Annotated in this window: 12 protein-coding genes; 2 read left to right on the top strand and 10 right to left on the bottom strand. The window is 61.5% G+C overall.

From position 1 onward, the window contains the following. Positions 1 to 195 precede the first annotated feature (195 nt). Positions 196 to 1068, top strand: coding sequence for a carbohydrate ABC transporter permease (locus VEZ38_RS00280; RefSeq protein ID WP_324890751.1), 873 nt, complete (start codon positions 196 to 198; stop codon positions 1066 to 1068). Positions 1069 to 1099: 31 nt separating this feature from the next. Then, positions 1100 to 2011: an N-acetylmuramic acid 6-phosphate etherase gene (gene murQ, locus VEZ38_RS00275; RefSeq protein WP_324890749.1), complete on the top strand. Its 912-nt coding sequence runs from the start codon at positions 1100 to 1102 to the stop codon at positions 2009 to 2011. Between the two features lie 187 nt (positions 2012 to 2198). Here the strand turns inward: murQ and VEZ38_RS00270 are convergent, their stop codons facing one another. The 10 genes from VEZ38_RS00270 to VEZ38_RS00225 all read right to left on the bottom strand — a co-directional run. Next, positions 2199 to 2903 (bottom strand): 2-phosphosulfolactate phosphatase, encoded by a 705-nt coding sequence (locus VEZ38_RS00270; RefSeq protein WP_324890745.1) that lies wholly within the window; start codon positions 2901 to 2903, stop codon positions 2199 to 2201. A 188-nt stretch (positions 2904 to 3091) separates the two neighbouring features. After that, positions 3092 to 3631, bottom strand: coding sequence for a pentapeptide repeat-containing protein (locus tag VEZ38_RS00265; RefSeq protein ID WP_324890743.1), 540 nt, complete (start codon positions 3629 to 3631; stop codon positions 3092 to 3094). A 93-nt stretch (positions 3632 to 3724) separates the two neighbouring features. Further along, positions 3725 to 5200, bottom strand: coding sequence for a PAS domain S-box protein (locus VEZ38_RS00260; RefSeq protein ID WP_324890741.1), 1476 nt, complete (start codon positions 5198 to 5200; stop codon positions 3725 to 3727). A 109-nt stretch (positions 5201 to 5309) separates the two neighbouring features. Further along, entirely contained in the window at positions 5310 to 5534 is a 225-nt protein-coding gene (locus VEZ38_RS00255; protein ID WP_324890738.1) for a hypothetical protein, read from the bottom strand. A 102-nt stretch (positions 5535 to 5636) separates the two neighbouring features. Then, positions 5637 to 6257 carry a polysaccharide deacetylase family protein gene (locus VEZ38_RS00250; protein ID WP_324890736.1) on the bottom strand — a complete coding sequence of 207 codons (621 nt, stop codon included), beginning with the start codon at positions 6255 to 6257 and terminating at the stop codon, positions 5637 to 5639. Between the two features lie 93 nt (positions 6258 to 6350). Further along, complete coding sequence (locus VEZ38_RS00245) at positions 6351 to 6530, bottom strand: hypothetical protein (RefSeq protein ID WP_324890734.1); 180 nt, start codon at positions 6528 to 6530, stop codon at positions 6351 to 6353. Positions 6531 to 6727: 197 nt separating this feature from the next. Next, the gene (locus VEZ38_RS00240; protein ID WP_324890732.1) at positions 6728 to 7510 is read right to left on the bottom strand and encodes a phytanoyl-CoA dioxygenase family protein; all 783 of its coding nucleotides are present in this window, start codon (positions 7508 to 7510) and stop codon (positions 6728 to 6730) included. A 27-nt stretch (positions 7511 to 7537) separates the two neighbouring features. Next, positions 7538 to 8527 (bottom strand): hypothetical protein, encoded by a 990-nt coding sequence (locus VEZ38_RS00235; RefSeq protein ID WP_324890730.1) that lies wholly within the window; start codon positions 8525 to 8527, stop codon positions 7538 to 7540. Beyond that, on the bottom strand, positions 8520 to 9071 hold the full coding sequence (locus tag VEZ38_RS00230; RefSeq protein ID WP_324890728.1) for a hypothetical protein: 552 nt from the start codon (positions 9069 to 9071) through the stop codon (positions 8520 to 8522). The genes VEZ38_RS00235 and VEZ38_RS00230 overlap by 8 nt, the downstream gene beginning before the upstream one ends. Then, positions 9064 to 9879 (bottom strand): hypothetical protein (locus VEZ38_RS00225; RefSeq protein ID WP_324890726.1); only part of this gene is annotated, 816 nt, incomplete at its 5' end. The genes VEZ38_RS00230 and VEZ38_RS00225, both read right to left, overlap by 8 nt.

The following is a 9879-nucleotide window of genomic DNA, read 5'->3' as shown; positions in this document are numbered from 1 at the left end:
CAACGCCATGGTCAGCGACATTATCGATACGCTTGTGTACCGTACGGGCTTAGCCAATCAGAACTATTCTTACGCCACGGCGATCGGTCTGTTCAGCGGCGTGATCGGCGTCATCCTCGTTTCCGGCACGAACTGGCTCAGCAAGAAATTTTCCGGCGAGAGCATCTACTAACCCTCTGGAAAGGAGCCGAGAACGTGAACCAACAAGGAAAGCTTCGTTCCGTCACGATGACCGACGTGATCGTCAACTTGGTCATGGTGCTGGTCGTCCTGATTTGCATCGTACCCTTCATTTTCATGCTGGCGTTGTCTTTATCGAGTCCGGAGGCGATCGTAAACAATCGGGTGTCGCTTCTTCCGGTGGGCTTCAACTTCGAAGCGTACAAGCAAATTTTCACGTACCCGAATTTCTTCAAGGCTTACGGCAACACATTGGTTTACACCGTCGGCGGAACCGCGATCTCGCTGGTCGTCTCGATCGTATTCGCGTACGCCATGTCCAAGCCGTTCCTGTACGGGCATAAGCTCGTCATGAAGCTGATCGTGTTTTCGATGTTTTTCTCGGGCGGCCTGATCCCTACTTATCTGTTGATTTCCAATCTTCACCTGACGGGCACGGTATGGGCGATGCTGATTCCGTTCGCGATCAATCAATTCAACCTGATCATCCTGATCAGCTTCTTCCGGGCGTTCCCAACGGAGGTCGAAGAGGCCGCCGTTATCGACGGGTTAAGCTACTTCGGCATCTTGCGCCGGATCGTCGTTCCGCTCTCCACGCCGGCCATCGCCACCATCGGATTGTATACGGCCGTGTTTTTTTGGAACGACTGGTTTAACGGGTTGATTTACCTGAACGCTACGCAGTATCCCGTCATGCTGTTCCTGCGTAACATCGTGAACGGGACAATGATGGTAGGCGACGGCGCCGGCATGGCGGACCGCAGCACGATCGCCATGTCGATCAAGTCGGCGGTCATCATCACGTCGACGCTGCCGATCATCATCCTCTACCCTATGCTGCAGCGCTTCTTCGTAGCGGGGTTGACGTTAGGATCTATTAAGGGATAAATACAAGCAGTAAAAAAAGGATGGATGAGAGATGAATTCATACTTCGCGCAACTGACAACGGAGAAAATCAATCCCTCCACGCAATCGATCGACGAATGCGATACACGAGAGATGCTGACGTTAATGAATAACGAAGACCAGCTCGTTCCCGTCTCGGTCGGCAAGGAAATCGAATCGATCGCCGCCGCGGTGGATCGGCTGTACGAAGCCCTAAAGGACGGCGGCCGCATGTTTTACGTCGGCGCGGGAACGTCCGGCCGGCTCGGCGTGCTCGACGCCAGCGAATGTCCGCCGACCTTCGGCACCGATCCTGAGCTGGTACAAGGCTACATCGCCGGCGGGGACGTCGCCCTGCGCACCGCCGTCGAAGGCTGCGAGGACGATGCGGAAGCCGGCGAGCGCTTGATCGACGAGAAGGGCGTCACCGCCCGCGACGTCGTCGTCGGTATTACGGCCAGCGGCTCCACCCCCTTCGTGCTCGGCGCGATCCGCCGGGCGAAATCGATCGGGGCGGGCACGATCGGGATCACGACGAACCAAAACTCCCGCATCGAGGAAGCGTGCGACATTTGCATCGCGCCGAACGTCGGTCCCGAAGTCGTCGCCGGCTCCACTAGACTCAAGAGCGGCACAGCCCAGAAGCTGGTGCTCAATATGCTGACGACAGGCGTCATGATCAAGCTGGGGAAAGTATATAACAACCTCATGGTCGATTTGAAAGCCAGCAACGCAAAACTGTACGATCGGTCGATCCGCATCGTCCGCACCGTAACCGGTGTCCCGGAGCAGCAGGCGGTCGAGGCGCTCAAGCAAGCGAACATGCAAGTGAAAACCGCAATCATGATGATCGAAACCGGCACGGACGCGAGCCAGGCCGAAGAGCTGTTGCGCCGCCATCAAGGCCGGCTGAAGGCTGCGATCCGCAGCTTCAAGGAAGCGTAAAGAAAAGAACTCGTCCGGCGACGAGTCCTTAGGGTTCAAGCATATGCAGCAAGGCGATCAACCCGGGAGGAGCGTTTGCGAGGATGCGCGGCAGCCGGCATTGGAACGTCGTGCTTGTAAAAAGAAGGGACTGCTCCTAGTCATTTTATGACTTTTGGGGCAGTCCCTTCCCGCGCGGCTTCGCGAATTACGCCATCACCTTCTCAAGCCGCTTCAGTCCGTCGCCGAACGGAACGACCTTCAGCACGAACGGAAACCGGTCGAGGTCGAGGCAACGCTCGAAGTCCGACTTCGGAGCGGACGTCTCCGTCGCCTCGCCGGTCAAATCCATAAAGCTGCCGGTGCGGCTCTCCTCCCGCAAATACCGGACGACGGCCGCGAAGTCGTTCGGCTTCCCTTCGAGCGCGTTGCGCAAATATTCGGCGCATAACGTGTCCTCGTCCGCCGGCTTTGCTCCGCCAAGTCCCATACAGACGAGCGATACCCGTTCGGGCCGGCGAGCCTGGATGTATCGAACGATCGCGCCCGCGTTGACGAAGCTGCCGGTAATCACCTCGTCGGCGCCGGCCGCGTTCGCGATGCCTTGCGTGCCCGCGCTCGTCGTATGGACAACGGTGCGGCCGGTAAAGTCGGCGCGCTCCGCGTGCGTCGGCGAATTGCCGAAGTCGAAGCCCGGCTGCATGACGCCGCCGCGCTCGCCCATGAGCACATAATCCGGGTGCTCTCGCTTCAGCCGGTACGCCGTCTCGATGTCCCCGACGGGGACGATCGCCGCCGCGCCTCGGTCGATGACATAGCAAGCCGTAGAGAACGCTCGGAACACGTCGATGATCACCGCAAGGCCCGTCGCGCGCTTTGCGCCTTCGATCAATTGCAAGATGCTGATATCCATGGCTCTCTCCTTCATACGCGGAATACCGTTATTATGAAGGATACGTTTTGTCCGGGTCAATTTCCCGCTTGAAACGAGAAAACCTCCCCCTGCGTTGCCCGTTACGCCCGGAGAACCGGGTCTGAAGGCGAATACAGGCGGAGGTTTTTATTTCGTAAAGTCAGTTTACGGCCGATGGCCCCGGTTCGTTACAACGGTACGTCGCGAATGGCGCCGGCCAGCTTCGCGCCGGAGAAATTAAGCGCGCTTGTATCGACTCCGCGCAGGTCGGCTTCCCGGAAGTCGGCATGAAGCATGGATGCTCCGGCGAACTTCGCCTTGGTCAGGTTGGCCCCACGGAAATCGACGCCTTGCAGATCGGCTTTAGAGAAGTCGGCCCCTGCCAAATTCGCCCCGCGAAACGATGTACGTACGAGATACGCCCTCACGAAGTTCGAGCGTTCCAGATTCGCTCCTTCGAACGATCCGTCCGTCACCGTAGCGTCTTGGAACGAAGCGCCGGGCAGCCGACAGTCCGGGAAGGCGACTTGAAGAAAGACGGCCTTCGTAAAGACCGGATTGGGCAGCTCCAAGCCCTCGAAAGACATCTTCGATATGTTGAGGCGCGAGCCCCCGGGCTCGTTGAAGAGCCAGCTTAGATGGCGGCTGAGCGCATGGGTCAAGCGGAAGCTGTCCGCCCCGTTCGCCGCCGATTTTTGATGTTCCCGAAGCTCCTCGGAACGTTCCATGCCGTACACTCCCTGCTGCGTTATGGTTTCTCTAATCTTACAGGAACGGTTGTGGAATCGGAACACGACGGCGCGCGTTCCGTCCGCGCCAAATTAAGGAAGCTCCGGGACCGGAGGGAACGTAACCGTAATCCGGGTGCCGCGCCCCGGAACGCTGTCGATCTCGATCTCCGCCCGCATCGCTTTCAATATGCTGAAAGCGACCATCGTGCCGAGCCCCGTCCCCTTGGCTTTGGTCGTATAATACGGGGTCCCGAGCTTCCTTAGCTGTTCTTCGTCCATCCCTCTTCCGGTGTCTTCCAATTTCAGTACGGGCCGACCGTTGATCGATTCCAATCGGATCGACAGCATGCCGCCGGCCTCCGTCGCTTCGATGCCGTTCTTCATCATGTTGATCAAAGCTTGATGCAACTTCTTGCCTTCGCCGAACACGATCAGGCGTTGCTCCGAAGGCGCGGCGAGCTCGACGGCGATGTTCTCCATGCTCGCATAAGGCATGATGACTTCCACGATGCGCTCCAGCTCCGCCTGGAGCTCGAGCCGTTCCGGCTGCTCGAACGAAGGCCTCGCGAACGTCAAGAAATCCGTGATGATGCGTTCCGCCCGATCCAGTTCCTCCAAGCTCAGCGCGAAATACCGGCGCTTCTTCTCTTCGTCCAGCGACGAATCCTTCAGCATTTGCATAAATCCTCGCGTTACCGTCAAAGGATTCCTGACTTCATGGGAGATGCTGGCCGCCAGCTGGCTCACCGTCTTGAGATGCTCCAGCTCCCGAAGCTCGTGCTCGAGCGCTTGCTCGAATTCCAGCTGCTTCAGCCGCTCCTCCAGAAGCTTCCGCTTCGTAATGTCCCGGAGGTGAACGGCCCAGTACCGAACGATCCCGGCGCGATCGCGAACCGGCGTCAACGTGAGCAGCATCTGGTACTCCTTGCCGCGGTCGGTGACGCGGATCGTCTCCATCGTCGCGGTTTCGTCGCCCCCCCCGGCGAATACGCGGGCGACGAACTCTTGCATCTGCGGGACGAGATACGGGGGGATCGAGGGGCACTGGAGAATATGGAACCCTTCCAGCTGATCCTTCCGCCATCCGAGCAGTTTGGAGAAGGAGCCGTTCGATAGCGCGATCGTCGCGTTCCGATCCAACACAAGAATCGGGTCGCTGTGGCTTTCGATGAAGGAAGCGCCGATCGCGTCGAGCGCCTTCGGATTCGCCCGCTCTTCCCGATCCGCGGCGATCCGCAAGCAGAACGAGACGAAGGACGGACGCTCGTCGCCGAGCGGCACCAATTGCACATGGAGCTCGACCGGCGCGCCGGTTCGGCCGCTGCGGACCTCCATGTCGAAGACATGCGCTTCCCCGCGCTCGACGACGCGGCCGAAGTAATATCGGAGCATCTCGAATTGTTCGGAACGAAGGACGTCCCGGAAATGCGCATGGCCGACTCCCGCCGAAACTTCCCCAAGCAATTCGTCCGCCGCCGGATTCGCGTAGACGATGGCGCCGTCGGGCGACGTAACGAATACCGCATCCGGATTCCGCTTCAATAATTGCTCGAACGTAATTACCAATGGGTACGCCTCCGGACAAGCAAAGTACCATAAGTATACCACAACGAAAGCAAGGGCGCCGAATCGACGCCCCTCCTTGCATTCCTATGATTGCCGAAACGAAGAAACGCTACCGGTATTGCACGCGGTCGTCGCGAATAAAATCGTGGATCGCCTTGATCGGCACCCCGGCCTCCCGGTGAATGTCGAGCACCGTCGCAAGCGGGTGCCGCAATATATATTCCTTGATCTTCCGCAAATCGTCGGATTGGGCCGACATGCAATCCGCGCAAAAGAGATGCCCCGGCTTCTTCAGCTTCAATCGACCGCAGCCCTTGCAATTGTCTACGTTCATCTTCGCCGCCCCGCTTTCGTCCGTTCGCCGCGAATGCTCGCGTCTGTGCTAGTACATTCGTATGCATCGGACAAATTGGGGGGGTACTCTAAAAAAAATTTACTATGCCGGTGAGGCTTCCGCCGCCTGCCTCCGCAGCTCGGCGAACGTCACGAGCTCGAAGCCCGCCGCGACCGCCTCGGGCAGCAGGCGCTCGATCGCCTCGGCCGTCTGCTCCCGGTCGCCGCCGTCGTGCAGCAAGATGACCGCGCCGGCGCGGAACGCCGCGCGCACGGTAGCCGCGATATGTTCGACGCCGGGCGACGCCCAATCCATCGAGTCGAGGTTCAGCCCGCCCGCGTGCGCGTAGCCGTAGCTCGCCGCCAGCGCCTCGAGCGCGTCGTCGGTCGCGAGGAACGGCGCGCGGAACGACGTCGGACGCACGCCGGCGATGTCGCGAATCAGCGCATCGGTGCGTTCGAGTTCCTCCCTGCGGGCGTCCTCGTCCAGCTCCGTCAGTCTCGGATGGCTGTACGAGTGGTTCCCCAGCTCATGTCCTGCGGCATGCAAGGCCCGCGCGACGTCGGGATGCCGCTCCAGCGCGCCCCCTAAAACAAAGAACGTCGCGCGCCCCCCATGCCGTTCGAAGGCGGCCGCGATTCTCGCCGTGTGGACCGGATCGGGACCGTCGTCGAACGTGAACGCCAGCTGTTTGCGCGGCGTCGCCACTTCATGGATGATCATAAACACTCCCCCTTCGTCGTAAAAAAAAGAACCCGCCTCAGCCGGCGTCCAGCCGACCGAGCGCGGGTACCGATGTTCGAATTCCTTCGTTCGTCATCCGGATTTCTTCAGCCATTGAAAGAAGCCGACTTTGCCGTTCCCCTTGCAGACGCCGCACGGCGTCAATCCGTCGCCGCCGCAAGCCGTGCACTTGCTGCGTCCGTAGGATACGCCTTCGCCCGAACAGCTTTCGCACCGAACCTTGCCCGTACCGTCACATGGTTTACACTTCATGCTGAATTCCTCCTTAATCGAATGATGAACGAGGAAACGTCTGGATGTGTAAAATACGCTATCTAGCGTACCACGCCGAGCGAAGCGCGCTCAAGCCCGGAATCCGCTTTCAAACCGCCTTCCCGCCGCAATCTTCCGAACGAATCCGACGGTATCGCGCAAAATCTTCCAATCGCGAAGGCAATCGAGATTGTCCATTACGCGAGCTTCGGGAACGGCGCGCCGGCCAGCGGATCGCCGGCCTTCAAGCCCTCCATGCGGTCGCATAAAATATGCGGCTTGCCGTTATACGTCGTGCCGTCCACCATGTAGATGACGGCCAGCACGCGACGCGGCCGATCGGTCGTATTCGGGTGCGCGTAATGGAACGTCAGCCCGTCGTGGAACGTGCAGCTCCCCGCCTTCAGCCGGACGACGACCGGCTGCGTCGACCGGGCGGCCTCGCTCTGCTCGAATTCGTAGATGTCTTGCGGGTTGACCAGGTCGATCGCGTCGAGCTTGCCCACCTTGCGCGAGCCCGGCACGAACATCATGCAGCCGTTCTCCTCCGTCACGTCGTCGAGCGGCAGCCACATCGACAGCGCGCCGGTTTCGTTCATCGGCCAATACGGCAAATCCTGATGCCACGGCGTAGGCTTCGAGTCCCCCGGCATCTTGAACAGCAAATGATCGTGGAACAGACGGATGCCCCGTCCGCCCGACAGCCGGTTCGCGATTCCCGCGAACCGTTCGTGCAGCGAAAATTTCGCCATCCCCGAATGATCCATCCACGTATTGAAACGTTGATTCAACACCCGGTAATACCCGCGGTTCGCCTTGTCCGGCTGCGCCGATTCCGACGTCTCCATCGCCATGACTTCCTCCGCGTACGCTCGCAGCTCCTCGAGCTCGCTCGCCGACAAGACGCCGTCGATTTGCACGAACCCGTTCTTCTCGTAAAAGGCGACCTTCTCGTCGGTCGCGAGGCTTTCCTGGTTCATTCGATTCCCGTCTCCTTCCTTAGGTGCTTACAGGATCGTTAGGACGGCCCGCATCGCCGATGCCATCGCGGACGGGTATCGGTGCGGATCCCTCACGCGCAGCATGCGAATCGCCGAGTCTTCGGGCGCCGGCGTCCAGCGCGTCCGGCCTTTCTCGTCGCAGACGACGGACACCGGCGCGAACTCGTAGACATGCTCGTCGATTCGTTCCCCTGCCTCGACGAGGCGGCCGTCGCCCGTGACGGCGTAACCCGCCGCATGCAGGATGCCCGCCGTACAGTACATCCCCCGCTCCTGCGCCGAAGCCGCCGCGAGCGCGTCTCGGTCGACGGGTCGATCCAAATACGCCAGCCAAGCGGCGTCGCTCGAGCGGGTCAGCGCGTACAGGAAGTAGTTTTGCAGGCGCGGGGACAACGCCGACAACACGTCGCCCTGGCGGAACGCGTAGAACGAACCGCGGGCCGACGTCCCCCAATGCTTCGTCTCCGCGCACGGCAGCCAGTAGACGGGACACGGCAGCTCGAACATCGCCGCGTAAGCGGCAGGGTCGAGGGATACATTATGCTCTGCGAGATATAGCGAAGCGTCGTTCGTGCCGAGGCCCGCGTTCAAGTAGACCGCCCGGCATTTCGTCCGGAACAGCGCGGGGTCGAGCGCGGCCGCCTTCGCCGCGTCCCGGCAGGAGCCGACGACGTGGATCGCCGCCGGCGCCGGCGACGCCGCGAGCGCGCGCAGCAGCGCTTCGGGAGAGCCGACCGCCGCGGCGGGCTCGCAGCCCGCGATCGCGCCCAGCTGATGAACCGCCTGGATCGCCGGATCGCCGAAGCCGCGCGCGGGTTCCCACTCGATCCATTTGCCGTAAGGCGGCGGGTCGAGCGCGACGAGGCGCAAGTCGTACCGCCCCGCGGCGGTTAACGCGAACACGAGAGCTGCGTCCCAATGGTCGTCGGGATCCATGTGCGGGTGGTACAGGTCCGTCATATGAATAACGGGAACGGGGGCGCCCGCATCACCCATACGCGACCTCGTCGTACCAGGGCGGTTCGTCCGCGAACGCGGCCGCCCGGCGGCAGAACGGCTCCATCCGAGCAAGGTCGAGCCCGTTCATGAGGCACAACGCCATCGCGCCGGCCCACGACGCGACGGATTCCCCCGCCCCCAACGTAACGGCCTGACCCGGCGCGCCGACGACCCCAGCAGGCCCCGCGACGAGCCAGTCCGCCGCGTCGCCCATAGCGGGCGTCGCCGTCTGCCCTTCGCAGACGCACAGCACGACGCGCGCGCGGCGTTCCCGCGCGTACGCGGCCGCCTTAAGGAACGTCTCCTCGTCGAGCGAAGCGTCCGTCCACAGCGACGAGCCCGGATACAAGCGATGGTACAGCCGCTGCAGCCGCCGCGTCGTCAGCTCGCCGTCCTCCCACACGTCGCGCAGAAACACATGATTCGCCGTCATCCACGACGACGCGCCCCCGTCCGCGACGCCGATATAGTTGACGTCCGCCTTCATTCGGGCGGCCGCGACCGCGAGGAGCGGCGCGCCCAATACGAACGTTCTAGACATCCCGCACCGCCTCCCGTCCGATCGCCAGCTCCTTATAGTACAGCCGGTATGTCCATAAGAAGTCCTGCTCCTTCAGCTCCGATACCGTGACGGCGACCGGCAGCACGCCCGGCGCGTACAGCCAGCCGTACGCGTCCTTAAACACGCCGCCGTTATGGTTGCGCTCGAAGCCGGTGTCTTCCGCGCCGAACTCGTACACGGTGCGCCAGCCGCCCTCGTTCCGCTCGAAAGCCTCGCGCGAGATGACGCACACCTGCGTGTACGGCGCGATGAACCCCGGCGTGCGCGTCCGGTCGAACGGCGTGCCGTCGCGCGTCATGTAATACAAGTCGTTCTCGCGGTCCCAGACGAGCGTCGGATTCGCGCAGACGGGCTCCCCGTCCGTCGCCGCGCCGCCCCGCTCCGTAATGCCGCCCTCGTGCATGGCGACCTCCTCCCCGATCCAAGGAGCGTCCGCGTCCGAGAAATCGAAGTCGCGCCAGAACACACGGCCGCGCAGCGAATGCTTCTCGTATTCGTGCACCGTCTGCGTGTACAGCATGCGGAATCGCCCCTTGCCGTCGAGCGACACCATGCACGCCTGCCCCGCGCCCCAATGGAACACTTCGTCGTAGGCGACGATCGGATTGCCCTCGTATTTCACGTACGGGCCGGCGATGTCCTTCGCGAACGCGATGCCGACTTGGTTGTGGTAGCAATAGTGAATGTCGCAGCCGAGATACAGCATCATCCACGAATACGTCTCGCCGCGATACCGGAATTCGCCCTTGATCACGTCCGGATCGCACACGTGGATGCAGTCCCATTC

This window comes from Paenibacillus sp., assembly GCF_035645235.1.
In the GTDB taxonomy this organism is placed as follows: domain Bacteria; phylum Bacillota; class Bacilli; order Paenibacillales; family YIM-B00363; genus Paenibacillus_AE.
Note: the sequence above shows the minus strand (reverse complement) of the source record. Positions and strands in the feature narration are given on the sequence as shown.

Bases quoted from the DNA above. Each gene is read 5' to 3' on its own strand.
- murQ (WP_324890749.1), top strand. From the start codon at position 1,100: ATGAATTCATACTTCGCGCAACTGACAACGGAGAAAATCAATCCCTCC.
- VEZ38_RS00270 (WP_324890745.1), bottom strand. From the start codon at position 2,903: ATGGATATCAGCATCTTGCAATTGATCGAAGGCGCAAAGCGCGCGACG.
- VEZ38_RS00265 (WP_324890743.1), bottom strand. From the start codon at position 3,631: ATGGAACGTTCCGAGGAGCTTCGGGAACATCAAAAATCGGCGGCGAAC.
- VEZ38_RS00255 (WP_324890738.1), bottom strand. From the start codon at position 5,534: ATGAACGTAGACAATTGCAAGGGCTGCGGTCGATTGAAGCTGAAGAAG.
- VEZ38_RS00250 (WP_324890736.1), bottom strand. From the start codon at position 6,257: ATGATCATCCATGAAGTGGCGACGCCGCGCAAACAGCTGGCGTTCACG.
- VEZ38_RS00245 (WP_324890734.1), bottom strand. From the start codon at position 6,530: ATGAAGTGTAAACCATGTGACGGTACGGGCAAGGTTCGGTGCGAAAGC.
- VEZ38_RS00240 (WP_324890732.1), bottom strand. From the start codon at position 7,510: ATGAACCAGGAAAGCCTCGCGACCGACGAGAAGGTCGCCTTTTACGAG.
- VEZ38_RS00235 (WP_324890730.1), bottom strand. From the start codon at position 8,527: ATGGGTGATGCGGGCGCCCCCGTTCCCGTTATTCATATGACGGACCTG.
- VEZ38_RS00230 (WP_324890728.1), bottom strand. From the start codon at position 9,071: ATGTCTAGAACGTTCGTATTGGGCGCGCCGCTCCTCGCGGTCGCGGCC.